The sequence below is a fragment of the Winogradskyella vincentii genome, from assembly GCF_020166345.1.
In the GTDB taxonomy this organism is placed as follows: Bacteria; Bacteroidota; Bacteroidia; order Flavobacteriales; family Flavobacteriaceae; genus Winogradskyella; species Winogradskyella vincentii.
The window spans coordinates 345176-370665 of record NZ_JAIUJS010000001.1 but is presented as its reverse complement, the minus strand read 5'-3'; the positions used below and the strand labels follow the sequence as shown (position 1 = coordinate 370665).

The 25490-nt window shown below is 32.8% G+C and carries 21 protein-coding genes and 1 tRNA gene; 16 read left to right on the top strand and 6 right to left on the bottom strand.

Annotated features, from left to right (window positions below):
* Window positions 1–25 precede the first annotated feature (25 nt).
* From LBV24_RS01775 to LBV24_RS01755, 5 genes are all read left to right on the top strand, one after another.
* On the top strand, window positions 26–631 hold the full coding sequence (locus LBV24_RS01775) for a recombinase family protein (protein ID WP_069674095.1): 606 nt from the start codon (window positions 26–28) through the stop codon (window positions 629–631).
* A gap of 65 nt (window positions 632–696) precedes the next feature.
* Window positions 697–1080 (top strand): hypothetical protein, encoded by a 384-nt coding sequence (locus tag LBV24_RS01770; protein ID WP_157506011.1) that lies wholly within the window; start codon window positions 697–699, stop codon window positions 1078–1080.
* Window positions 1081–1732: 652 nt separating this feature from the next.
* Window positions 1733–3361 carry a DNA modification methylase gene (locus LBV24_RS01765; protein WP_069674092.1) on the top strand — a complete coding sequence of 543 codons (1629 nt, stop codon included), beginning with the start codon at window positions 1733–1735 and terminating at the stop codon, window positions 3359–3361.
* Window positions 3362–3365: 4 nt separating this feature from the next.
* The gene (locus tag LBV24_RS01760; protein WP_069674091.1) at window positions 3366–4853 is read left to right on the top strand and encodes a hypothetical protein; all 1488 of its coding nucleotides are present in this window, start codon (window positions 3366–3368) and stop codon (window positions 4851–4853) included.
* Window positions 4854–4865: 12 nt separating this feature from the next.
* Complete coding sequence (locus LBV24_RS01755) at window positions 4866–5156, top strand: helix-turn-helix domain-containing protein (RefSeq protein ID WP_069674090.1); 291 nt, start codon at window positions 4866–4868, stop codon at window positions 5154–5156.
* A gap of 119 nt (window positions 5157–5275) precedes the next feature.
* Here LBV24_RS01755 and LBV24_RS01750 read toward each other — a convergent pair.
* Window positions 5276–5348 (bottom strand) — tRNA-Phe (locus LBV24_RS01750).
* A gap of 102 nt (window positions 5349–5450) precedes the next feature.
* Here LBV24_RS01750 and LBV24_RS01745 point away from each other — a divergent pair.
* From LBV24_RS01745 to LBV24_RS01715, 7 genes are all read left to right on the top strand, one after another.
* Entirely contained in the window at window positions 5451–6179 is a 729-nt protein-coding gene (locus LBV24_RS01745; RefSeq protein ID WP_224476887.1) for a type III pantothenate kinase, read from the top strand.
* Window positions 6179–7501 (top strand): hypothetical protein, encoded by a 1323-nt coding sequence (locus tag LBV24_RS01740; RefSeq protein WP_224476886.1) that lies wholly within the window; start codon window positions 6179–6181, stop codon window positions 7499–7501. Before LBV24_RS01745 ends, LBV24_RS01740 begins: the two co-directional genes overlap by 1 nt.
* Window positions 7502–7516: 15 nt before the next feature.
* A complete protein-coding gene (locus tag LBV24_RS01735; RefSeq protein WP_224476885.1) occupies window positions 7517–8878 on the top strand; it encodes a tetratricopeptide repeat protein in 1362 nt (453 codons plus the stop codon).
* The gene (gene lptC, locus LBV24_RS01730) at window positions 8878–9432 is read left to right on the top strand and encodes an LPS export ABC transporter periplasmic protein LptC (protein WP_224476884.1); all 555 of its coding nucleotides are present in this window, start codon (window positions 8878–8880) and stop codon (window positions 9430–9432) included. Before LBV24_RS01735 ends, lptC begins: the two co-directional genes overlap by 1 nt.
* Window positions 9433–9465: 33 nt before the next feature.
* Window positions 9466–9657, top strand: a complete 192-nt coding sequence (locus LBV24_RS01725; RefSeq protein ID WP_224476883.1) for a hypothetical protein — start codon at window positions 9466–9468, stop codon at window positions 9655–9657.
* Between the two features lie 3 nt (window positions 9658–9660).
* Entirely contained in the window at window positions 9661–10950 is a 1290-nt protein-coding gene (locus tag LBV24_RS01720) for a hemolysin family protein (RefSeq protein ID WP_224476882.1), read from the top strand.
* A 94-nt stretch (window positions 10951–11044) separates the two neighbouring features.
* On the top strand, window positions 11045–13195 hold the full coding sequence (locus LBV24_RS01715) for a peptidylprolyl isomerase (protein ID WP_224476881.1): 2151 nt from the start codon (window positions 11045–11047) through the stop codon (window positions 13193–13195).
* 50 nt (window positions 13196–13245) lie between these two features.
* Here LBV24_RS01715 and LBV24_RS01710 read toward each other — a convergent pair whose 3' ends face one another.
* The gene (locus tag LBV24_RS01710) at window positions 13246–14160 is read right to left on the bottom strand and encodes a GYDIA family GHMP kinase (RefSeq protein WP_224476880.1); all 915 of its coding nucleotides are present in this window, start codon (window positions 14158–14160) and stop codon (window positions 13246–13248) included.
* 1 nt (window position 14161) lies between these two features.
* Complete coding sequence (locus LBV24_RS01705; RefSeq protein WP_224476879.1) at window positions 14162–15478, bottom strand: hydroxymethylglutaryl-CoA reductase, degradative; 1317 nt, start codon at window positions 15476–15478, stop codon at window positions 14162–14164.
* Between the two features lie 150 nt (window positions 15479–15628).
* On the opposite strand from LBV24_RS01705, the gene LBV24_RS01700 reads away from it, so the two are divergent.
* The 4 genes from LBV24_RS01700 (at window position 15629) to LBV24_RS01685 (ending at window position 21790) form a co-directional block, all read left to right on the top strand.
* Window positions 15629–17860 (top strand): S9 family peptidase, encoded by a 2232-nt coding sequence (locus LBV24_RS01700; protein WP_224476878.1) that lies wholly within the window; start codon window positions 15629–15631, stop codon window positions 17858–17860.
* Window positions 17861–17885: 25 nt separating this feature from the next.
* Window positions 17886–19283 (top strand): peptide MFS transporter, encoded by a 1398-nt coding sequence (locus LBV24_RS01695; RefSeq protein WP_224476877.1) that lies wholly within the window; start codon window positions 17886–17888, stop codon window positions 19281–19283.
* 73 nt (window positions 19284–19356) lie between these two features.
* Window positions 19357–21132 (top strand): peptide MFS transporter, encoded by a 1776-nt coding sequence (locus LBV24_RS01690; RefSeq protein WP_224476876.1) that lies wholly within the window; start codon window positions 19357–19359, stop codon window positions 21130–21132.
* An 85-nt stretch (window positions 21133–21217) separates the two neighbouring features.
* Window positions 21218–21790, top strand: coding sequence for a thioredoxin family protein (locus LBV24_RS01685; RefSeq protein ID WP_224476875.1), 573 nt, complete (start codon window positions 21218–21220; stop codon window positions 21788–21790).
* Window positions 21791–21797: 7 nt separating this feature from the next.
* On the opposite strand, the gene LBV24_RS01680 is transcribed toward LBV24_RS01685, so the two are convergent.
* From LBV24_RS01680 to lpxB, 3 genes are all read right to left on the bottom strand, one after another.
* Window positions 21798–23756: a ComEC/Rec2 family competence protein gene (locus tag LBV24_RS01680; protein WP_224476874.1), complete on the bottom strand. Its 1959-nt coding sequence runs from the start codon at window positions 23754–23756 to the stop codon at window positions 21798–21800.
* A 101-nt stretch (window positions 23757–23857) separates the two neighbouring features.
* On the bottom strand, window positions 23858–24367 hold the full coding sequence (locus LBV24_RS01675; RefSeq protein WP_224476873.1) for a C40 family peptidase: 510 nt from the start codon (window positions 24365–24367) through the stop codon (window positions 23858–23860).
* Window position 24368: 1 nt separating this feature from the next.
* Window positions 24369–25478: a lipid-A-disaccharide synthase gene (gene lpxB / locus LBV24_RS01670; RefSeq protein WP_224476872.1), complete on the bottom strand. Its 1110-nt coding sequence runs from the start codon at window positions 25476–25478 to the stop codon at window positions 24369–24371.
* Window positions 25479–25490 lie beyond the last annotated feature (12 nt).

The window sequence follows — 25490 nt, the reverse complement described above, 5'->3', positions numbered from 1 at the left end:
GTATAGATAGGTAAACCTTAGAATTATGAGTATTTCAATATTATATACAAGAGTTTCGAGCGTAGATCAAAAAACGGATCGGCAAAGAGTAAAAGAAAATGAATTTGATAAAGTTATCGAAGATAAATGTTCGGGAGCCATTCCAATTTTTGAAAGACCCGAGGGTTCAACCTTAAAAACCCTAATAGATCGACAATTGATCAAGTCAATTTCTGTTTGGCAAATTGATCGTTGCGGTCGTGACCTTAGAGATATTATAAATTTTATTCATTACACCACTGAGAGAGGAATCCCTGTAAATTTTTTATCGCAAGGTCTATGCACACTCAATGAAGACAAAGAGGAAAATCCAATCTCTAAAATGATAATATCAATTCTTGGAGTGGTCGCTGAGATGGAACGAAAACTATCAAAAGAACGTCAACGTGAGGGTATTGAGTTGGCTAAATTAGATCCAACAAAATATCTTGGAAGAAAACCTGGATCTAATGAAGGCCCAATTAAGTTTTTATCAAAACCACAAAATAAAAAGGCGTTAGACTTACTCAGAAAAGGATATAAAAATATTGAGGTTGCTAAGATTACGGGTCTTCATGTGAATACTATTACTAAAGTTAAGCGACATTTATAATGGATACCTTTTTTACTATTTACTTTATTGTTGTTGGGGTATTATTCACTCTAAATCTGATATCTGTGCTAACTAAATTCTTGACAGGTGACGGTGAAGACTGGCAATTTCATTTGGCAGAGGATGTTTTGAACTGGTGCCTCTATTTATATCCAATTCGAAAACAAAAACCACTACTGACTTTAGTTGAAGGTAAATCTCATCTTGCGGGAGAGTATTGTTTCTACAATAACACAATTACCATCTACAGGAACAACAATGTAATACGCAGAGAACTAATCAATACTGTTATCCATGAGTATTTCCATTACTATTTAATTACATCAGAATCTAAGTCTAAACTCTACCATGATCAATTGGAACAATTCTCATTGGCGCAACACCCGCAGGAAATTCTTTGCAACACTATGGGAGAAACTCTCACAAAGGTCTATTTGAAAAACAATTAAAAATGGTTCTTATTTGACAAATAGTACAATACCCCAACCAATCGTGCCAATTAGATTTAATTTACTACGTTATTCAAAATCAAGTACTCAGCAGATACAATCAAGAATTAATAATTATTCCTGTGGGTGCTTTGTGCCTTATAACTTTCAAATTTATTACGACAAAAAACTACCAATTCATTCAGTAAAATCATATTGAATGGTTCTATTTCGTGTTCAGTTAGAATATTTAATTTTTCATTAAAAAAATCATTTAATAACTCCATATTAGGTGGATTATTAGCCCCACAATTGATCAGGTATTGGTTATAATACTCATAGTTTAAATTATTTTTTCCTTTTATCATCTTTTCTTAGTTTTTGAAGTTTATCTCCTATAGATTCTCTTAGAATATCTGAAATTTTTATTTGTTCATCTATAACGCACTCCATCAAATTATTGAATTGACTTTCTGTTATTCGAACGATTACTCTTTTTGACTTTTTCTCTTTCATAACTGTGTTTCTCTATAAATATCATGAAATTCAAAATTTGTCAGACAGTTAATGATTTTTTTTATTGAGGGGGTTGATTTCCAAAAATAAATTGTGTATACATTACTTATGTTACTGAATATAAGTGACTTATATATAATAATAAAATCATTATACAATGAAAAAAACAATGGAAGGACAATTCGAAGTCGTTAAAATCGATCAAATCGTAAAAGTTGAAGAATTCAAGAACTTCTATGAATCACAATCAGATGATTCTGAAAATCAATTAAAATCTTCTTTGGAAAAGGAACAGTTATTACCTTTAATTACCTCGAGAGATTTTCAATTAATTGATGGTTATCGCCGACTTAAGTTACTAAGTGCTTTAGGTAGGGAAGAAGTAAAAGTTCAATTTGTAGATGTAGAACCATCTATCGACCTACGTTTATCCTTTAATATGTATCGAGTAAAGACCGCTAACGACCTTACTAAAGAAGTGTTACAGGTTTTTAAATCGGTTGAAAAACGACAAGGTCAAGGGAATAATGGTAAACCTTACGATCGTTACGCGATTATCAGAGAAAAAATTAACTACCGATGGAAATCTCCCAAGGCAATCCGCCAGTTTGATAAAATTATCGAAAATGACTTTGAGAATAATCTGTTATTAAACGGAGTTGTGAACAAAGGGTGGAGTTTATCTGACTGTGAAAAATATCTAAGTGAATTAAAAGAGATTGATTTAACCAAAAATCATGGATTCACAGAACAGTTAACAAAAGGAGACCTAACTATTAATCAAGTCAATAAATTCATCGAAGAAAAAGAAAACCTTCAAAATAATTACAAAGACACTTTTGTAATTCCGAATAAGGCAACTTCTTTTAAAATGAATTGTGTTGATATTACAGATGTTTCTGCATTCTTAAGAAAGATTGCTACACTATTCACATCTATTCCATACTACATGTTGCGTGGTTACGATAAAAATAATTTAAGCTCAGAATTGGGTCACGAAAAAACACCTGAAGAGTTTGCGGATAATGTTGGAAAGATTTTTGGGAAGGTTGAGGGAGTCCTTAATGAAACCTCAAATGTTTTTGTAAATATTGGTGACACCTATATTAATGGTTGTGCTATGGATATTCCTGGGTTGGTAAAAGCATCGATATTAAAACACACAAAACTTAAATACAAGGAATGTATCATATGGTCCAAACCAAATCCCCATCCACAGGGAGAAAAAGTAAAAAGACCGATAAATCAGATTGAATATATTTTATGGTTCGTAGTTGATCCTTCACAATCAAAATATAATTTATTAAAATATTCGGATCAGGAAAAAGAAGTAAGGATTACCACTGGTGCTAAAGACGTGGATAAAAACGGGAATGTATCTAAGAAAAGAAAATCACTTTCAAAACCCTATAAGAAGATATACAACCACATTGCAGCTCAAGATGTAGATCATATGATTAAGTGTGTCACCGGCAAAAATAAACCAGCGTACGATGCTTTCCCAACAGGACATCCAGCATTGATGGCTGAGCTACTTCCAGTAATCCCAATTTTAATGACGACCGATGAGACTGATTTGGTGTACGATCCTTTTGGGGGTGCTAATACCACTGGTAGAATCTCATTGTTATTGAATAGACAATACTTGGGTACCGAACTTTCAACTCACTACCATAGAGTGGGTTGTAAAGTTCTTGAGAACTCTATCAAACAGATTAACCACCAAGATTTTGAGGTAATCAATAGTGAGTTCAAGGAAGTAGCAGAACTAACTGTAGCAGCATAAAATAATGAAAGTTTTAGTTCCAAATAATTTAAACGTACCTGAACTGATTGAAGAATTGAATCTCTCTAATCGAAGACAGAAATATGTTAAAGAGAAAATATATCATTTGATATCCAGAGTTGTGGCAACACATAAAAATATTAAAAAGTTTGATAAAAATGGATACACCGGATTATGTTCAAAAGAACTCAATATGATCTTAAATAGAGACTATAAGTTGATTTTAGATCTATTAAAAGATAAAAATGTGGTTGAGTTAGATGTCAATTATTTAAAAGGTATGAGGTGTAATAAAATCAAGTTAAACGATCAATATCAAAAGACAGATAAGGTATTAAAAACCATAAGGAGAGAACATAAAACAGTACCCTCTAAAACTCAGTTATTAGATAGTTACTTCAACTACAACTTAGAAATAAAAAAAGAGTACAAGAATCATGTAAAACACATATACGATACCCTGCGTCAAGAATTAGCAAACGACAATCAGTTACTGGTTCTTAAAAATAAAATTGGAATCTGGTTATTGACAATAAATGATATTGAAAACAATCAGTATTGGCATAATAAATCTACAGCCAATTGGAGATATAGTTCCACATTAACGAATCTTTCCAAAACACTTAAAAAGTATTTAATTTATGAAAAACAATCATTAGTTCAAGTAGATCTTAAATGTAGTCAGGTTTATCTATTATCAAGTATATTAAACTATGACTTCTTTAAATCTAATGATGAGTTATCATTTCATCAAATAATGAATTCATTATTATCTGATAAAATTATAAAAGATGTTATATCATATCTATTTTCTCCATTAATGTTTGCGCACTTTGAGCAAAGAAAGTATTTGGGGAAAGATGAGATAACAATTAGAGATCATCACGAATTACAAAAATTTAGAGACGCACCATTTCAAGAAGATTTCTATTCACATTTATTTGAATTGGAACATGGGGTTCCTCCCACGGATGCTCAACGTAAATCAATCAAAAAGGATATCATGTATGTATTGTTTCAAAACAATAGAAAACATCGAGAATTGGTGGAAGGAGTTCGGTTATTAGAAAAATTTTATCCCTATGTAAATCAATTTATTCTAAAGATTATGGACAGAATAGGTAAAAGGAATTTCTCCCTACTTCTGCAGCGTGTGGAGAGTTATCTGATATTGGATTGTGTGGTTCCAGAATTTCATAGACGCTGTTCTGTAGCACCAGTTTTTACAATCCATGATTGTGTCATTACAACTGAACAACATAAGTTAGAACTAACGAATGTGATGTTTGAAGTACTGTATGAAAAAACAGGTATTAAACCCGGTTTATCGGTTGAAAAGTTAGATCCCTCAGATCCATTTGATGATGATTTTATAAAGGAAATAAGAGATGATATCTACAAGAAATCAACGAAGAGTAGATTTAAAAAAAAGAGTTGGTCAATACTGGACAAACATATTGAGACAACAAATGAATTTTTGAAGAACAACTAAAAAAACAAAATAATGAAAGAACAAACCATACAAATATTGAATGTAACAAAAGACGAACTAATCCAAATCGTTAAAGAAGGTGTCAAATTAGAATTGAACCGACAGAAGGCAATAGGTCAGACTACTTTTAATAACTCACATGAAAAGTATTTGAGTAGAAGTGAAACTGCAAAATTACTTCATGTAACAGAGGTAACTCTTAATAATTGGGAAAAGAAAAATATACTTGTTCCGAGTAGAATGGGTAGACGTGTCTTATATAAAGAGGCTGAAGTTTTGGAGAGATTGGACCATGCTGCTTAATTAAAGTATAACAGTATAAATGTTATGTAATGTTACAAACTGCGCACACTTTTGAGCACACCCCTAAAAAGAAAAAACCCGTAAAACCTTATAGTAAAGGATATTACGGGAATTTAAAGTGGTACCTCCAGGAATCGAACCAGGGACACAAGGATTTTCAGTCCTTTGCTCTACCAACTGAGCTAAGGCACCAATTGCTTATTGAAGCGGATGCAAATATATATTCAATTTTATTATTCACAAAAAGAAAAATGTAAAAATTGATTTTATAAATTTGCCTGATACATTCCTTATATGAATCTAATTGTAGATGTTGGAAATACTTATGTGAAATTCGCTGTGTACAAGCGAAATAAGTTAGAATGCAAAACTAGTTTTGAATTGCCTGAGTTTAAAAAGCAATACAAAAACCTTAAAAAAAAGTATCCAACTATTAAAAGAGCCATCGTTTCTTCTGTAGGTCGCCTCTCTAAAAAACAATTAGAAACTATTGAAGAAGATTTAGAAGTTTTAGAATTAAGTCATAGGCTCAAAGTACCATTTAAGAATTCATATAAGACCCCAAAAACCTTAGGAGTAGACAGAATTGCATTGGTTAGTGCTTCAGTGGATCAATTTCCAGATAATAATGTTTTAATTATTGATGCTGGTTCCTGTATTACATATGATTTTATTACTAATGAAAATGAATACTTGGGAGGCGCTATTTCACCTGGTATTAGATTAAGATATAAAGCATTAAATAATTTAACCGCAAATCTACCGTTATTAGAAACAAGCCAACCAAAATCAATTATTGGTAACTCTACAGAAGAGTCAATTCATTCTGGTGTTATAAGTGGTGTTTTAAAGGAAATTGATGGTCTAATTGAGTATTACAAAGAAAATCATCAAGATTTAACAGTTATTTTAACAGGAGGTGATGCCAATTTTTTGTCAAACCAATTAAAAAATAGCATATTTGCGAATTCAAATTTTCTATTGGAAGGGTTGAATTTCCTCCTAGATTATAACACAAAATAATGATAAAACGACTTATTGTAATAGCAATTACAATTATTAGTTCTTGTTCTTTTGCTCAGCAAGGAACGGCTTCACCTTATTCTTTTTACGGTATTGGTAGTTTAAAATTTAAAGGAACTGTAGAGAACAGAAGTATGGGTGGAATCAGTGTGTACTTAGACAGTATCCATGTTAATTTGAATAACCCTGCATCTTATGTTAGTAAAAATGTAGATGCTTATCCTTTCGATGGAGAAAGTAGACCTGTAAAGTTCACAGTTGCTGGTACAGTTTCTGAAGTACGTTTAAAAGGAGACAATTCTGATGTAAAAACTAACTCGGCTACTTTTGATTATCTTGCACTTTCCGTACCTTTAGGAAGAAAGTTTGGTTTTGGATTTGGTCTTTTGCCATATACAGCTGTAGGCTATAAGATAGATGATATTAACGACGATGGAGATCTTATTTATAGATTTAATGGAGAAGGTGGCACGAATAGGGTTTTTGCCGGATTTGGATATCAATTGTCTAAATCATTAGGAATTGGTGTAGATTTTAATTATAATTTCGGTACAATTCAAAACTCTGCGTTAGCTTTTGAGTATACACCAGAGGGTGAGTTGGTACAATACCAAACAAGACAGAATACGCGTTCTGATGTTAGTGGATTGAATTTAAATTTTGGATTGTCATTTAAAACAATGTTGAATAGTAAGTTAGAGCTTTCTACAACAGCGACTTATGCTCCTGAAAGTGAATTAACATCAAATAACGAAAGGTCATTTTCTACCTTGTTGTTTGATTCATTTACTGGTAATGAGCTTATAAGGAACACCTTAGATGATGATTTAGAGTCGCAAGGATTAAAACAAACAAAAATTACTATTCCTTCTAGGATGTCAATTGGTGCTGGAATTGGAAGACCGCAAAAGTGGTTTGTTGGTGGTGAATATACCTACAGAAACACCAGTAATTTTTCAAATCCAATATTTGGTAGTGATATTTCCAGCTATGAAAACTCATCGAGAATAGCGGTTGGAGGATTCTATATTCCTAACTATGATGCGTTCTCTGGCTATTTTAAGCGTGTGGTTTATCGTGCAGGTGTTAACTTTGCAAACACAGGTTTAGTAATAAAAGATGAGTCGATTAAAGAGTTTGGCATATCTTTTGGGTTAGGTTTACCAGTTGGCGATAGAAGTTTATTTTCAAATGCTAATTTAGGCATAGAATTGGGACAGCGTGGCACAACTAATGAAAACTTAATTCAAGAGAATTTTATAAATTTCAATGTAAGTTTATCTTTGAACTCTAGATGGTTTCAACAAAGAAAGTATAACTAACAATAAATAATAAAGATGAAGACGAGAATTACATTATTGATGATTGCACTTTTTATGGGCTTCAATTTAAGTGTGGCTCAACAAGACGAAGAGTGTATGAACAATCTATCAATATTTGATAGTTATGTTAAGAGTAAGAAATATGATGATGCATATGGACCTTGGAATATTGTGCGCAACAAATGTCCAAAATTCAATAGAGCCATATATGCTCATGGAGAAAAGATTTTAAAACATAAAATCAAGAATTCTACTGGAGCAGATCAAGTTGCACACATTAAAGATTTAATATTACTTTGGGATCAAGCAAGAGAGAACTTTGCATCTAAATACCCAGTTGGTGAAGTTGAGTCTGACAAAGCTCAGTTGACTTATAAGTATAGAAAAGAGCTTAATGCATCGGCAGATCAAATTTATAATATGTTTGATGATGCGTACACTAAGGATGCGGCAAACTTTAAAAGTGCACAAGGGTTATATACTTACTTCTCCTTAATAGTAGATTTATACGATGCTAAAAAGAAGTCGGCACAACAAATGTTCGATAAGTATGATGATGTTATTGAGGTAATCGAGAAACTCGAAAAAAGCTATACTGAGAAATTAAATAAGCTTGTTCAAAAAGAAGAAGGTGGAGCTACATTAACTAAGAAGGAAAGTAGTTACAAGAAGAATTATGAGGCTAACCTTGGAGCATTTGAAAAAGTAACTTCTAGTATGGATACTAAGTTAGGTCAAAGAGCTAACTGTGAAGTATTAATACCACTATATCAAAAAGACTTTGAAGAAAATAAGAGTAATACAATATGGTTGCAACGTGCAATGAACAGAATGTTCGCTAAAGGTTGTAAGGATGATCCATTATTCTTGAAGTTAGTTGAACAGAAAAATAGCATTGAGCCAAATGCAGATACAGCATTTTACCTTTACTTACTTACTGGTGAACAAAAGTATTTTGATCAAACGATTCAGTTAGAAACAGACCCACTAAGAAAGGCAAAGCTTTATAAGAAATTAGCTGATGATTTCAGAAAGAAAGGAAGTTATAGTAGAGCAAGACAATATTTTATGGAGTCTATAAAACTTAATCCTTCTGATGGTTCACCATATTTGAAAATCGCAAATATGTATGCTAAGAGTGCTAATAACTGTGGCACGGACAACTTTAGTAAAAGAGCAGTATTTTGGTTAGCAGCAAGTACAGCTGAAAAAGCTGGACGCGTAGATGGTCGTTTAAGAAAAGCAGCGTCACAATCTGCCGCAAGTTACAGAGCTAGTGCACCATCTAAAGCAGATATCTTTACAAAAGGTAATTCAGGTCAAACTATACAAATAGGTTGTTGGATTGGGCGTTCTGTAAAGGTGCCAAACATTTAATGAAATCAAATAAAATACATATATTCAAAAACTTAGTCATAGCAATTGCTGTGACTTTGTTTTTTTCATGTAAAAATAATTTTGACGAAGTACAAAAAGTAGGTGTGCTTCAAAATCAACCTGTAGGTGAAGCTGAGAACATAGATTTAAAATACACAGAGTATGAAGATGACTCTGTTAAGCTCTTGGCAAATCTTTTAAGTCCCAAAATGCTAGATTATTCTAATAGGAATTTCTCATTTTCCGAATTTCCAGAAGGTATAGAGCTCATTGTATATGGCGAAGATAATAAGCAAACAAAAATTTTTGCTGACTATGCAATCATCTATAACGATACTGATATTATAGATCTTAGAGATAATGTGATAATCGCCACACATGAAAACGACACCTTGTTGACAGACCAGCTTTATTACAATGAAAAGTTAGAGTGGGTTTTTACAAATGAGCCATTTACATACGGACCATTACATGGAAATGGTTTTGATTCTGACAAAGATTTTAAGAACTTTCAGATGTTAGAAATGGGTGGTGAATTTGAAATTGATAATTGACTATCTTTGTTCTATAATCGATTTTCTTAAATAATGAAATTATTAAAATTCTTCCAATACGCATATTTGGTAATTGCGTTTCTATTTCTTTACAAGGGTATTTCAGAATGGAGTAACGATAGAAATAGTGCTTATTTAAGCTTCCTTTTTACAGGATTGGCTGTTTTTATATTCTTTTTTAGAAAGAAGTTCAGGAAAAAATTCGAGGATCGAAATAAACAATAATTGATGACTACTGATATAGTCATAATTGTAATTTCTTTACTACTGTCAGCATTCTTTTCAGGTATGGAGATTGCTTATGTGTCCTCTAACAAAATCCATATAGAGTTAGAGAAAAAACAAGGAGACTTCTTAGGTAGGGTTTTAACTAAACTTACAGCAAAACCTTCAAAATATATCGCCACTATGCTAATCGGCAACAATATAGCATTGGTTATATATGGTTTAACAATGGGTGATGTTTTGGTAAGATGGTTTCAGTCAATGTTGCCAAATGATAGTGTGACACTGCAGTATTTACTTTTGGATCTACAGTTATTTACTCAAACGGTTATCTCTACTTTAGTTATTTTAATAACAGCAGAGTTTTTGCCTAAGGTTTTCTTTCAGATTTATGCTAATACCCTATTGAAGGTTTTGGCATTTCCTATGTATGTTTTTTATATGATTTTCTCCTTGATATCAGATTTTGTTATTTGGCTATCAGATATAATTTTAAAGTATGTTTTTAAAACAAAAGGTGAGGATGTAGCACTTGCTATGACTAAGGTTGAGCTTGGTAATTATATTAGCGAACAAATGGAAGCTGTTGAAGACCATGAAGAGGTTGATAGCGAAATACAAATCTTCCAGAATGCGCTAGAGTTTTCAGATGTTAAGGCTCGTGAAGTAATGATACCTAGAACTGAGATTACAGCGGTAGATATTAATGAGTCTATTGAAAATCTTACCAATCTTTTTATTGAAACAGGAAGGACTAAGATTATTGTATACAAGGATAATATTGATGATATCTTAGGTTATGTCCATGCTTTTGAATTGTTTAAAAAACCAAAAGATATAGGTTCAATTATTATTCCCGTAAGTTTTGTGCCTGAGACCATTTTAATTAAGGATGTACTAAACATTCTAATTAAAAAAAGTAGGAGTATGACCGTTGTAATTGATGAATATGGAGGTACTAGTGGTATTATGACTGTTGAGGATATCATTGAAGAATTGTTTGGAGAAATTGAAGATGAACATGATACAATAGAGTTGACTGAAGAGCAAATTGATGACTCGCACTTTAGATTTTCTGCAAGGTTAGAGGTAGACTACATAAACGAGACCTATAAGTTAAATCTACCTGAGAGTGAAAATTACGAAACCTTAGGAGGTTTAATTGTTCATGTGGCACAAGAAATTCCACAAGAAAAAGATGATGTGCAAATCGATAATTTCCAATTTACTATTGAGGAAGTGTCGAGTACAAAAATTGATGTGGTTTTACTTAAAATTATGGATGTAGAATAAATCCATGCAACTGGCGTAAAAACTAGAATTCTCCTTTTATTATTTACTAGAAAATGCTATTTTCGCAGACTTATTTATAGCAAATCAAGAGACTATGGCAGTTTTAAATAAAATTAGACAACGTTCACTCGTTTTAATCCTTGTAATAGCAATGGCATTATTTGCCTTTGTAATTGGTGATTTATTCAGAAATTCGGATGCATTAGCAGGAGGAAATCAAGATGTTATTGCAACCATTAATGGCAAGGACATTAATAGAACAGACTTTCAACAGAAAGTTAAAAATTATCAAGACAGGTCTGGAGGTAGACAAACATCTACTCAGGCAATGAACGCTATCTACAATCAAGAATTACGTAAAATTTTATTAGATACAGAATTCGAAGAATTAGGATTAGCCGTTGAGAAGGATGAAATGAGAGATTTGTTAAAAACTAGTTTCTCCTCATATCCAGAATTCCAAGATGAAAATGGTCAGTTTGATGTAAATCGTTTGAATGCATTTATTGCAAACCTTAAAGATCTTAATGGTGAAACTGCTCCATTGGGTAATTTCTTGGTTAATTATGAAAGCTGGGCTAATAATGAGCAAACTATAGCTTCAAATGCTGTACAGCAATCATATTACAATTTAATTAAGGCTGGTATCGGTACAACAATTACTGAAGCAGAGGATGATTATTTTGGTGATGCTAAAACAGTAGATGTTCGTTATGTGCAAATACCTTATACTAGTATTGCAGATAGCTTGGTTAAAGTTTCAAAATCAGACATAAAAGAGTACATTAAGAACAATGAGGATAAGTTTAAAGTTGATGCTAGTAGAGAACTTGTTTACGTTGAGTTTAAAGAAGAAGCATCAACTGCAGACGAGGAAAAAATCAAATCGGATTTACTTGCTCTTAAATCTGACAGATTAGAATACAACGATAGCAGTAAAAACACTGACACAATTCCAGGTTTTGATAATGCTATTGATATTGAGGAATTCGTTAATTATTATTCAGATATCAAATATAGTGATGCATTCTTAAGAGAAGCACAGTTGCCAGGTGTTGCTAAGGACAGTTTAATGAAATTAGAAGTAGGTGATTATTATGGTCCTTACAAGGATGGAGAATATTACAAGTTATCAAAATTAGTAGAGGTAAAGCAATTACCAGATTCTGTTAAAGTGCGCCATATATTAGTTCCTTATATTGGTGGACAGAGAGCAGATGCTTTAGTTACAAAAACACCAGAAGAGGCTAAGAAAACAGCTGATAGTATCCTAGCTGAGATTACAAGTGGACGTAAAAAGTTTATGGATTTGCTAGAGTTATCCTCTGATAAAGTAAGTAATGAGCAAGATGGAGAAATAGAGTTTGCATATAATGCAGGTATGGCTCCAGAATTTAAAGCATATGCTTTTGATAATAAGGTTGGTGATGTTGATGTCGTTGGTACGTCATTTGGTTATCATGTCATTGAAGTATTAGAACAAAAATCTTTTAACAAGACATATAAATTAGCAACTATAGCTGATAAGATTGAACCATCAGAGCAAACACTTCAAGACGTATTTAACAAGATGTCTAAATTTGAAATTGCCGCCAAGGATGCTGATTTTAATGAACTAGCAAAAGAGCGTGAATTAACGGTGAAGCCAATTACCTTTAAAGAATTAGATGAAAATATTCCTGGTCTGGGTAGCCAAAGGGAAATTGTAAGATGGGCATTTGAGGAGGATACAGATGTAAATGACTATAAAAATTTCCCAATTTCTGGATTTGGATTTGTAGTGGTAAAATTAGTTGAGAAGAACGAAGAAGGATTAATGAGTGTTGAAGATGCTTCAATTACAGCTTTACCTGAAATCAGAAAACAAAAGAAAGCGCAATTGATTCGTGAGAAAATCACAGCATCCACAGTTAATGAAATAGCTTCAAACCAAGGACAAAGCCCACGTACTGCTGCTGCACTTACAATTAAAAATACTACTTTATCTGGTGCAGGTGTTGAACCAAAAGTGGTTGGCGCAGCATTTGGTCTTGCAGAAGGAGGAACTTCTAAACCAATTGATGGTGATAGAGGTGTTTATGTTGTTGAGGTAACTAAAATTAATGATGCTACCAAGTTAGATAACTATAATGCTATCATTAATAGGTTAAATAACGAGATTAGAAATACGGTTCAGTCTAAGGTATATAAAGCACTAGAAAATGCAGCAGATATTGAAGACAATAGAGCTAAAACAGTATACTAAAAGTAATTAGTAAATTTAAATATTAAGCCTTACAGTAATGTGAGGCTTTTTTATTTTACCATTTTCGAATAAGGTATTATCGTGCCAAAACCTTTTGAGCTAAAGTATTCGGTAGGATCTGTCAGAGATGTGGCTAATACAAAATCCCCGCCCCAAGCACCAAGGCTTTTAACATTGCCATTATAGTCACTGAATAGGCGTGTTTTTATTGGTTCTGCATCAATAAGCTTTGATATAATACCCTCATGCAGATTTAAAAGCTGATTGAATTCCTCAATTGTACCAGCATCGATAATTTTTTCAGTAATTAAGTTAATCTCATTTAAAACTGAATAATTCAATTTGCCCTTGCTTTTGTATTTGGCAATACCATCTCTGCTATCTTGTTTCTGTTCTAAGTAAACAAAATAAAGATTATCAGAAAAGGATGGTCTAAAATGTAAAGATTCAACTTTAGGATCGTATTTAGAATTCAATTGATAGGTAATTGGATTGTCATTTTGAGCACATGCAATGTCATAACCGCTACCACCAAAAGTGAATTCCAATAATTCGTACGCATTTACATTAGCCCAATTAGCAATATTGTTTATTAGTGTAGATGAGGTTCCTAGTCCCCATAATCTATTGAAATCTTGTTTTGTTGTTATATTAAATCCAAGATTGTTTTTAAGGAAATCTGGATTAAGCTTTTGAACTGCTTTTAATATTTGAAGTAATCGATCTGAAATTGGATTTTTAGAGGCTTCATTACCATATTCAATCCCTTTATTTAGAACAAAACTGTCTTCATACCAGACCTCATTCAATTCATTAAAACTCTTCCAGATAATGTTGCTAGTGTTGTTTTCAATAATTTCTAGGCTCTGGCCATATTTAGTTGGGACTGCCAAAGCTTTGGCGCCATCAAGTACAGCATATTCTGCTGTAAGTAATAATTTGCCGTTGCTTCTAAAGGTTTTCAAATTAACGTCTTAGATTTTCTATAGCCTCTACAACAGCACTGTGAGTAACGGTATTTGTTTTAAAGTGTTCTATCAAATTAGTTTTCTCTTCTGAAGTTGCTTCAAATTGATTTAAAATATTCATTAAATGCATTTTCATGTGGCCTTGCTGAATTCCTGTTGTTGTCAAGGATTTAACAGCAGCAAAATTTTGAGCTAATCCAGCTACGGCTACTATTTGCATTAGTTCTTTTGCTGTTGGATTTTTAAGCATTTCTAAAGAGAATTTTACTAAAGGATGTAAACTGGTCAGCCCACCAACGGTTCCTAAGGCAAGTGGTATCTCAAGCCAAAATTTAAAAACCCCATCATCAATGGTACAATGTGTTAAGCTTGAATACTTACCTTCTCTTGCCGCATATGCATGAACACCTGCTTCAACCGCTCTAAAGTCATTGCCAGTAGCTAAAACAACCGCATCTATACCATTCATTATTCCCTTGTTATGTGTTACTGCTCTGTATGGTTCTACTTCTGCGATATTAACGGCTTGTTTGAATTTGCTTGCAAATATTTCTGGATTTGGAATATCCTTACTTTTTAAATCTTCAATTGCACACGAAACTTCTGCTCTAACTAAACAATTTGGAACATAGTTAGATAAGATGCTCATAACAATATCAATAGATTTTTCTTCTTCACTAAATTTATCATAGATCAATGCCTCATCTTTCAACGTACTTGCAAATTGCTCTAAGCAAGAATTAATGAAATTAGCACCCATCGCGTCAAGAGTTTCAAATGTAGCATGTAATTGATAGTAATTATCAATGTCTGTAGTTTTATTTCTTAACTCAATACCTAATATGCCACCACCACGGCGCTCCATGTTTTTTGTTATGTCGTTGGTAGATTCAATTAGTTTTGACTTTACACTATCAAAAAAAGAACTAAGCTTATCATAATCACCATTGTAAATAAAATGTACTTGCCCTATTTTGACAGTAGAAATAACTTTTGTTTTAAACCCACCTCGCTCCAACCAAAATTTGGCGGACTTACTGGCTGCCGCAACAACTGAGCTTTCTTCAATAGCCATAGGTATAGCATATAATGAATCATTGATAGAGAAATTCGGAGCAATTCCTAGAGGTAAGTAATAATTGGTTATTGTATTTTCAATAAACTCGTCATGAAGCTTTTGTAATTTCTCATTGGTATTCCAATATTGTTTTATAAGATCTCTAGATGCTTCAATATTGGTGAAATATGTATTTAGAAGCCATTCAATCTTTTCTGTTTTTGAAAGCTTTGAAAAGCCTGCTATCCTATTAGACATAATCCATTAATTTTTAAAAAACACAAAGATACTGAGGATTGCCATAAAACATGTGTTTTTACTTCCATTATTGCGCATTTACTGTTAATAAAGGCGGTTTTTTGCATAATTTTTAGTAAACTTGACATCGTTATTTTGAAAATTGTATATATGAATTTGAAATATGCTCTAGCTATTATTGGCTTTCTTACTACTTCTTTAATTTACTGTCAAAATAAACAAATAACACTTGAAGAAATATGGAGTGGCACATTTAGAACAGAGGGAATGCAAGCCCTTCATTCTATGAAAAACGGAAAGCAATATTCTATTTTGAATTTTGATAGACAGACAAGAAACTCAACCATAGATATTTACGATTATAAAACCTTGCAAAAAGAAATAACCTTAGTGTCTTCTGAAGAAATTGAAGATATTGAAGGTTTTTTTGATTATACCTTCAGCGAAGACGAGTCTAAAGTAATATTAACTACAAACGAAGTGCCTGTTTTTAGACGCTCAAGATTAGGTGAATATTATGTATATGATATAAACGATAAGTCTTTGATAAAAGTTTCAGAGGAATTGGTTCAAGAGCCAACACTATCACCAGATGCCTCAAAAATCGCATATGGATATAAAAATAACCTGTATGTGAAGGATCTTGTAACTGGTAAGGTGGAGCAGATAACCTTTGATGGCGAAAAGAATAAAATTATCAATGGAATAACAGATTGGGTATATGAGGAAGAATTTAGTTTCGTTAGGGCTTTTGATTGGAACAAAGACAGCAATCAAATTGCATTTATACGGTTTGACGAAACAAACGTACCTGAATTTTCAATGGATGTTTATGGTTCTGATTTATACCAGACGCAACAAGTATTTAAGTATCCTAAGGCTGGTGAAACCAATTCTATTGTGTCATTACATCTTTATGACCTAAATACTAAAAAATTAAGCGAAATAAAGGTAGATAAATCTTATAATGATTTTTACATACCAAGGATTCAATGGACTAATGACACTAATGTTTTGAGTGCTCAATACATGAACCGACACCAAAACGAACTGGATCTTTGGATGATTAATACGAGTTCTAACGTATCCAAATTAGTGCTGGCAGAAAAAGACAAAGCATATATTGATGTGACATTTGATCTCACCTTTTTAAAGGATAACAGTTTTATTTGGACAAGTGAGAAAGATGGTTTTAATCATATTTATCATTATTCTAGAGAGGGAGAGTTAATAAATCAGGTAACGAATGGTAATTGGGAAGTAACCAATTATTATGGTTATAATGACAAGGCAAATACCATTTATTTTCAGTCTACGGAAAATGGATCTATCAATAGAGATGTTTATTCAATTAAACTTAATGGCAAGAATAAAAAACGATTAACCAAAACTACTGGTTCTAACAGTGCCTCATTCAGTGCAGATTTCACTTATTTTATCAATACACATTCAAGTGCAATCACACCTCCTGAATATACATTGAACAGTGCAAAATCTGGTGAAGTGGTAAAAAGTATTAAGGATAATGATAAGCTTGCTCAAAAAATAGGTGACTATAAGACCTCTAAAAAGGAGTTCTCCACAATAAATGTGAATGGTAATGATCTCAATATGTGGATGATTAAACCTGCAGATTTTGATGAGACTAAAACATACCCACTTTTTATGTATCAGTATTCTGGTCCTGGATCTCAGTCTGTTGCAAATCGCTGGAACGGAACTAACGATTATTGGTATCAAATGCTAGCTCAAGAAGGCTACATCGTTGTTTGCGTAGATGGTAGAGGAACAGGTTTTAAAGGTGCAGAGTTTAAAAAGGTAACGCAAAATGAACTTGGTAAATATGAGGTAGAAGATCAAATAGCTACAGCAAAGAAACTAGGAGAATTACCTTATATAGATGAATCTAGAATCGGAATTTGGGGATGGAGTTATGGTGGTTTTATGAGTAGCAATGCACTTTTTAAAGGAAATGATGTCTTCAATATGGCAATAGCTGTTGCACCTGTCACAAGTTGGAGGTTTTATGATACAATTTATACAGAACGGTATATGACGACACCACAAGAAAATCCTAGTGGTTATGACGAAAATTCTCCAATTAACCATGTTGATAAATTGAAGGGTGATTTCTTGTTAATACATGGAACAGGTGATGATAATGTTCATGTGCAGAATACAATGAGAATGGTTGAGGCTCTAATACAAGCAGATAAACAATTTGAATGGATGATTTATCCAGACAAAAATCATGGTATTTACGGTGGAAATACAAGACTTCATCTTTATAAAAAAATGACAAACTTCATCCATGAAACTTTGGGTGATAAGCGTGAAACTAGAGTGGAGAAGGAGCAAGAGTCCTCAAATATTAAAGGATAACTAATAACTAACTAAATTAAATAATATGTCAACATTAATTAAACAACCATACCAAAAAGAGCTATTTGGGCATCCAGTGGGATTATTCGTTTTATTTTTTACCGAAATGTGGGAACGTTTCTCCTATTATGGAATGCGAGCAATACTCGTATTGTATTTAGTGGCGCAATCAACAGGTGATAATGCAGGATTAGGGTGGACAAATGGCGAAGCATTGGCGCTTTATGGATGGTATACCATGTTAGTTTATGTAGCATCTATTCCAGGTGGTTGGATAGCGGATAAATTTTTAGGTCAGAAGAAATCAGTACTATATGGTGGAATTTTATTAGTTGCAGGTCACAGTATTTTGGCTGTTGAGCAACTTTGGGCCTTTTATTCTGGTTTAGGTTTAATTATAGCTGGTGTTGGTATGTTAAAACCAAATATCTCAACTATGGTTGGAGGTCTTTATAAGCAAGGTGATATCAGAAGAGATAAGGGGTTCACAATTTTCTATATTGGTATTAATGTAGGTGCGTTTTTATCAAGTTTAATTGTTGGATATGTTGGAGAAGTACACGGTTGGCATTATGGATTTGGACTTGCCGGAATCGGAATGGCAGCTGGATTAATTCAGTATTTAGCTGGTATGAAATACTTAACACAAGTAGGTAATTTCCTTGGTGCTTCTGAGAATAAAGTAGAAAAAGAGGCAATGGATAAACCTCTTACTAAAATAGAAAAGGATAGAGTAATTGTACTTTTTATATCGTTTTTACTTGTAATAGTATTTTGGGGTGCTTTTGAGCAAGCAGGTGGATTAATGAATATCTACGCATCAGAAAAAACCAATCGTATGCTAATGGGTTGGGAAGTACCAGCATCTTGGTTCCAATCACTTAATGCTATGTTTATTATCTTTTTAGGTACTTCAGTTGCTGGGTATTGGGCAAGTAGAAAACTAAAAGGAAAACTATCTACGGGATTATTTAAAATGATCGTAGGTCTGATTATAATGGGTACAGGATTCTTTTTTATGACAGCAGCTGCAGGTCAATATGAGAGTTCAGGAGCATCTGCAATGTATTGGTTAGTACTTGCATATTTATTCCATACTATTGGTGAACTTTGTATTTCTCCAGTCGCATTATCCTATATCACAAAATTGGCACCTATAAAGTATGCTTCATTAATGATGGGTGTATATTTTGCGATGACAGGATTCGGAAATAAATTAGCTGGATTACTTGGTGAGGCTTCTGAAAAATTAGGAGAATTCACAATTTTTACGGGAATTGCAGTATTCTGCGTTGTATTTGGATTACTAGTAATGGTGTTCAGAAAGAAATTAGAAAGCCTTACACATGGTGCCGAAGATGATGAGCACGAAATGCTTGAAGCTGAGAAATATGAGCTTGCAGATCCAGACATCAATAACTAAATATTTAAATAATAAACCCTTGTGCAATGCTATTGCATAAGGGTTTTTCTTAACTAACTAAACAATCTATTTTATGAGTACTTCATCCGAAAATTTTTTCGCGACAAAGGTAATGGGACATCCAGCAGGTCTGTTTGTTTTATTCTTTACTGAAATGTGGGAGCGTTTTTCGTATTACGGAATGCGTGCAATCCTTGTAATTTTTCTAACCGGAGTGGTTACTGGAGATAATCCTGGTTGGGGCTGGGATAAATCTGCGGCTTTGTCGCTTTTAGGTACTTATGCCATGTTTGTATACCTTACACCGATAGTTGGTGGGTGGTTGGCTGACAACAAGATTGGGTACAGACTTGCAGTTGTTATAGGTGCACTTCTAATGACTTTAGGACATGCATCCATGGCTGTAGAAACACCTACTTTTCTCTACATTGGTATAGCGCTTTTAATATTAGGAAATGGTTTTTTTAAGCCAAATATGACATCTATTATTTCAAAAATGTACGAAGGGCATGACGATAAAAAAGATGGTGCTTATAACATCTTTTACATGGGTGTAAATGCCGGAGCATTTATTGGAATTATGCTTTGTGGTTGGGTTGGTGAAAAAGTTGGTTGGAGTTATGGATTTGGTTTAGCCGGTATTTTTATGTTTTTAGGTATGGTTCAATTTTATTATGCCCAACCGTTATTCGGTGATGTTGGAGCAAAACCTAAGGACGAAGATAAAGGCATAATTGATACCCTAACTGATAATTTAGATGACACCAAAGAAAAAATCAGTGGTAAGCTTAATAAGTTTGTAACGATAGACTATGTTTTAATTACCATTTTTGTTCTTTCGGCATTGATATTTATTGTTAATGACCCATTAAGTAAAATAGGTAACATTGATGTGCTTAGTTTTGATATTGCTGGGATGACAGATTCTCTGTTTTTTGCCTTGCTAGCTGCACTTCTGTTTATTGTTATACTTATTGTGAGAATACCTAGATATGAAAAGGTTGTAAGAGACAGAATGATTGCTTTTACCATCTTCTGTATATTCACTATTTTCTTCTGGGCAGCGTTTGAGCAAGCAGCAGGTTCATTACCACTTTACACAAGAGATTTTACGGATAGATTATTGGTCGGTAATGCCGCAACAACTTTTAAAGTCGTAGATTTAATAGTTACAGTTGTGCCATTAGCCATAATTACTTATGTTTTATTAAGTCTCTTTAGACAGACATTTAATAGAATTAGTTTTTCTAATATTGTTTTAGGAATCAGTTTCTTAATAGTTTGGGCTATTGTTATTTTTAAATTGTATACAGAATATCAAGCAACAGAAACAGAAGTACCTGTAACATGGTTCGCCATTTTAAACTCATTATTTATAATAATTTTTGCACCATTATTTACGAAATGGTGGGATAGTAAATACAATCCACCAGCTTCTGTAAAATATGGTTTGGGATTAATAATAATGGCCATAGGATTTGGTTTTCTGGCATTCGCAACAAGAAATGTGCCTCTAGGTGCATCTACTGCTAAATTGAGTATGATGTGGTTAGTTTTAGCTTATTTGTTCCATACACTTGGTGAATTATGTTTGTCACCAATGGGATTGTCTTACCTAAGTAAACTTGTGCCAGCGAGAATGGTAGCATTTATGTTTGGTGTGTATTATTTGGCAATTGCAATTGGAAATAAAATGGCGCATTATGTAGGAGGTGATATAGAGAAAATAACAAACGAAAGCGGTTTGTCATATTTCTTTTTAATCTTTACAATTGTACCTATTGTATTGGGTCTAGTGTCTTTTGCTCTACATCCATTATTAAAACGATTAATGCACGGTGTACGCTAATGTATAACCGTTAAAATAACTTAAAATGCTCCTGTATTGGAGCATTTTTTGTAAGTTCGGAACGAATATTGCAACAAATCGAAATATGAAAAAGCTACAATACATAATTGCTTTCTTAATGTTTGGGTCCTTGGTATCCGCACAAAATGCTGCTATAGAGACCAAAGGTGAAATTAATTGGATTACCATTGAGGAGGCATTAGAATTACAGAAAAAAGAACCCAAAAAGATATTTATGGATGTGTACACCAATTGGTGTGGGCCATGTAAAATGTTAGATAAAAATACCTTCCATAATCCAGATGTGGTTGATTATGTAAACGAAAACTACTATGCCGTTAAATTTGATGCTGAAGGTAACTCTACAGTAAATTTTAAGGAACATACATTTAGCAATCCAAATTTTGACCCAGCAAAGGTTAAAAGAAGAAACGGAGTACATGAGTTTACTAGGTTTTTAAAAGTAAGTGCCTACCCATCCATGCTGTTTTTTGATGAGGCGGGTAATTATTTAACACCTGTTACTGGGTATTTAAAACCACAGCAATTAGAGTTATACCTTAAGCTGTTTGGAGAAGATAAGCACAAGGAAATGACAACTCAAGAAGCATTTAACGATTATTACAGAGCCTTTAAACCATCGTTTAAGGCGCAATAAGTATATTTTATTTTAAAATTAAAGCTCCCTTTTCATTGGTATAATGGAAAGGGATTTTTTTGTCCTCACATGTAGTTTTCCAGCGAAATGCATAAGATTTAAAATTACTTGCGTCTGCAATAATAAGTTTGGGATTGATGTTGTCAATAAGTCTGTTTAGGTTAATTTTTGGTGAGTTTCTCAATAGTATCATATCTGGTTTAAAACTCAAATTTTTGTATACTCCAAGACTGTCAATTACTAAGATTTTATAGTTTTGGAAATTATATAAATATTGAATGCTATCCTCAACAACTTCAGAAATAGATTCACCGATCTTATAATTTGATATAACATTATCAGATTTCCTTTTTTCAGAGTTTAAATTGTGATGGACTATTAATTGACTATTTAGTTTTTGTCCAATCATTGTAAATCTACTTTTATTAAAAACGAGAAATACATCACTTAATGACTGATGTTTGGTATTTAATTGTATGACCTGAAATCCAATAACTCCTAAACAACAAATAGCTAACCATTTAAAAACACGCTTCTTATAGGTTTGTATCGCTCCTATAATAATTAAATAAGCCAACAATACTTGAAAAATAGTAAAAGGAATATCTTTTAATAGAAAAGATTCAAATTGTGCAATCCAACTAATAAAATCATTTAATGACTCAATTATGAAACTATAAACATCAACAATAGTTTCATTTAATCCATCTAGTAATGCCAGAATGATAACAAATAAACCAAACCCTAGTATTAGACTTAAAAATGGAATAACTACAAGATTAGAAATGAAAAATAGGCCAGGGAATTGATGAAAATAAAACAGACTAATTGGAACAACTCCAATTTGGGCTGCTAAGGTTACGGTGAATATTTGCCATAGCTTGTCAGTAATTAAAAACTTTGGTTTCCATAGTTTATATAATATGGGTTGGACACTCACAATTCCAAAAACTGCCAAATAGCTTAATTGAAAACCAACTTCGAACAAAAATGTAGGTTTAAATAATAGTATTAAAAATGCCGAGATGAAGAGCGTGTTGTAAATGTTGGTTGGTCGTTTGTAATGCATAGCAATACTAATAATGCTAAACATAGTAACTGCTCTTGTAACTGAGGGTGATAAACCGGCAATAACTGCAAATGACCATAAAAGAATAATAATAATCAAAGGCCTTAATATCCTGCCATTTCTAAGATATAGTAATGGTCTAAAAATGAAGTTAAGTATCCATAATAGGATACCAACATGTAAGCCAGAGACCGCTAAAATATGTATTGTCCCGGAGTTGACATAACTATTATAAATACTCTTGTCTATAGATTGTCTTTGGCCTAATAAAAGCGCATTCATTATTCCTAAAACATCATTCTTAAAACCAGCTTCAATCAGGTTTTCATTAATTGTCACTCTCAATTTATCAGCATATCCGTAGATAGTGGTTTTATTATTTGTTATAATCTTAAGAGCGTCTGAATTTAAATACAATTGATGGTAAACTTGTTTTAGCTCTAAATAATTCCTGTAATCAAATTGATATGGATTTAATGGTTTCTGAATATCATTAACAATTGTTGAGGCAAATACAATATCGTCAATACCTAGTGTGCTTTTTAAACTGTCATGTTTTATGTTAATTAGTATTTTACCAGATGACTCCTGATTATTGACCGACTTTAATTTTACGATATACTTATCGTTATAGGCGTCTGGCTTAAGTCGCTCAACAACTTGGAAAATGAACAGGTTGTTTTTATCTTCTATTATTTTATGGCTATAGTGAGATGTTTTAATTTTTTCATCTTGTAAGTTATAGGCATTAATACCAATACCAATCATACATAGATAAGTAAGAGCACCAAAAAAAGGTAGTCTGTCAATTTTATTTTTTAGTATAAACAGTATTATCCCAATTGCAACCAATAATACAGTTGTGGTAACTAAAATCAGATTTTGATTTAGTTTCAAATAATGTGCTAGTACTATGCCAAGAATTAGACAAAACGTAAGTTTAATGATATTGAAATTGAGGAGCTTCATTGAAACGAAACCCTAAAATAAGAAAAGTATTATAATACACGTCTCGCCTGTACAAAGGCAAAATACCAATAGCGTTCTGCCAGAGAAGAAACCATTACACCCTTACTACTGGATGCATGTATAAATTCTATGTTACCAGTACGTACATTAGTAACAATACCAACATGGTTTACTTTTCGAGAATTTTTCTTGGTTGCAAAAAACACCAGGTCGCCTACATTGACTTCTTTAATGTCTATCCAACTGCCAGTAGATTTTAAGTGGGCCGTAGTACGTGGAAGGTTAATATTGTGCTCTTTGAAACTAGTGTAAATTAAACCAGAGCAGTCCATGCCTCGTTTTGTTGTACCTCCATATTTATAACGTGTACCATTAAATGACTTAGCGTATTTTACAATGGCATTGGCTTCTTTAGTAGGCTTGTTGGTGGTAGTAACATTTATAGTTTTAGTTGATGTTTTAGAGGCTGTATATTTCTTTTTTGACTTACAGCTACTCAGGCTCAAAACCATAAGGATAATAAGTAGTAGTTGTTTCATACTAAGAAATTGCTTCATAAATTAATTTGGCAGCCTTGTCACTAGCGCCTTTTCCACCGAGTTTCTGCTCTAGCTCATAATAATCCAAATATAGTTGTTCACGCTTTTCAGAATTTAAAATTGCCTTAAGCTCTTGTGTCAATCGCTCTTTATTTAAATCCCCTTGTATTAGTTCAGTAACAACTTCTCTGTCCATTATTAAATTCACTAACGAAATATACTTTAATGTTATTATTCGTTTTGCGATATGATAGGATATTGGGTTTGCTTTATAACAAACTACTTGTGGCACCTTATACAATGCTGTTTCTAATGTGGCAGTACCAGATGTTACAAGTGCAGCATTGGATATGCTTAACAGATCATATGTTTTATTAGATATAAAACTAACATTATCCTGTTTTATGAACTGCTTGTAAAATTCATAATCCTGACTTGGTGCACCTGCTATAACAAATTGATAATCTTCAAAGTCATTAACCAAACTTAACATCACTCCAAGCATTTTGGTAATTTCTTGTTTTCTGCTACCAGGTAACAATGCAATAATTGGTTTGCTACTTAGATTATTTGATGTTCTAAACTCGTTTTCGTCTACCTGTGGTCTATCGGTTATTCCATCTATTAAGGGGTGCCCAACAAAATTAACTTTATAGTTGTGCCTTTCGTAAAACTCCTTTTCAAATGGAAGGATGCAGTACATGGCATCTACATCTCTTTTAATTTTTTCAACTCGTTTGGCTCTAGATGCCCAAACTTGAGGAGAAATATAATAATGCGTTTTAAATCCTTGTTGCTTTGCCCATTTTGCTATACGTAGATTAAAACCAGAATTATCAATGAATACTATTACATCAGGTTTAAATGAAGCTATATCTGTTTTGCAAAACTTTATAAGACCTAGAATTTTTCTGAGATTAATAATCACTTCGGCAAAACCCATAAATTGACGTTCCTTATAATGCTTAACCAAAGTTCCACCAGCTGCTTGCATTAAATCGCCACCCCAAAATCTTATGTCTGCTTTTTCATCTTGCTCATAGAGTGCTTTCATGAGATTAGATCCGTGTAAATCTCCTGAGGCTTCACCTGCAACTATATAGTACTTCATGCTAAAAACTTA

Coding starts and splice junctions, on each gene's coding strand:
- LBV24_RS01695 (WP_224476877.1), top strand. CDS start 17,886: ATGTCAACATTAATTAAACAACCATACCAAAAAGAGCTATTTGGGCAT.
- LBV24_RS01705 (WP_224476879.1), bottom strand. CDS start 15,478: ATGTCTAATAGGATAGCAGGCTTTTCAAAGCTTTCAAAAACAGAAAAG.
- LBV24_RS01735 (WP_224476885.1), top strand. CDS start 7,517: ATGAAGACGAGAATTACATTATTGATGATTGCACTTTTTATGGGCTTC.
- LBV24_RS01685 (WP_224476875.1), top strand. CDS start 21,218: ATGAAAAAGCTACAATACATAATTGCTTTCTTAATGTTTGGGTCCTTG.
- LBV24_RS01745 (WP_224476887.1), top strand. CDS start 5,451: ATGAATCTAATTGTAGATGTTGGAAATACTTATGTGAAATTCGCTGTG.
- LBV24_RS01700 (WP_224476878.1), top strand. CDS start 15,629: ATGAATTTGAAATATGCTCTAGCTATTATTGGCTTTCTTACTACTTCT.
- lptC (WP_224476884.1), top strand. CDS start 8,878: ATGAAATCAAATAAAATACATATATTCAAAAACTTAGTCATAGCAATT.
- LBV24_RS01765 (WP_069674092.1), top strand. CDS start 1,733: ATGAAAAAAACAATGGAAGGACAATTCGAAGTCGTTAAAATCGATCAA.
- LBV24_RS01775 (WP_069674095.1), top strand. CDS start 26: ATGAGTATTTCAATATTATATACAAGAGTTTCGAGCGTAGATCAAAAA.
- LBV24_RS01675 (WP_224476873.1), bottom strand. CDS start 24,367: ATGAAACAACTACTACTTATTATCCTTATGGTTTTGAGCCTGAGTAGC.
- LBV24_RS01725 (WP_224476883.1), top strand. CDS start 9,466: ATGAAATTATTAAAATTCTTCCAATACGCATATTTGGTAATTGCGTTT.
- LBV24_RS01760 (WP_069674091.1), top strand. CDS start 3,366: ATGAAAGTTTTAGTTCCAAATAATTTAAACGTACCTGAACTGATTGAA.
- LBV24_RS01740 (WP_224476886.1), top strand. CDS start 6,179: ATGATAAAACGACTTATTGTAATAGCAATTACAATTATTAGTTCTTGT.
- lpxB (WP_224476872.1), bottom strand. CDS start 25,478: ATGAAGTACTATATAGTTGCAGGTGAAGCCTCAGGAGATTTACACGGA.
- LBV24_RS01690 (WP_224476876.1), top strand. CDS start 19,357: ATGAGTACTTCATCCGAAAATTTTTTCGCGACAAAGGTAATGGGACAT.
- LBV24_RS01755 (WP_069674090.1), top strand. CDS start 4,866: ATGAAAGAACAAACCATACAAATATTGAATGTAACAAAAGACGAACTA.
- LBV24_RS01715 (WP_224476881.1), top strand. CDS start 11,045: ATGGCAGTTTTAAATAAAATTAGACAACGTTCACTCGTTTTAATCCTT.
- LBV24_RS01720 (WP_224476882.1), top strand. CDS start 9,661: ATGACTACTGATATAGTCATAATTGTAATTTCTTTACTACTGTCAGCA.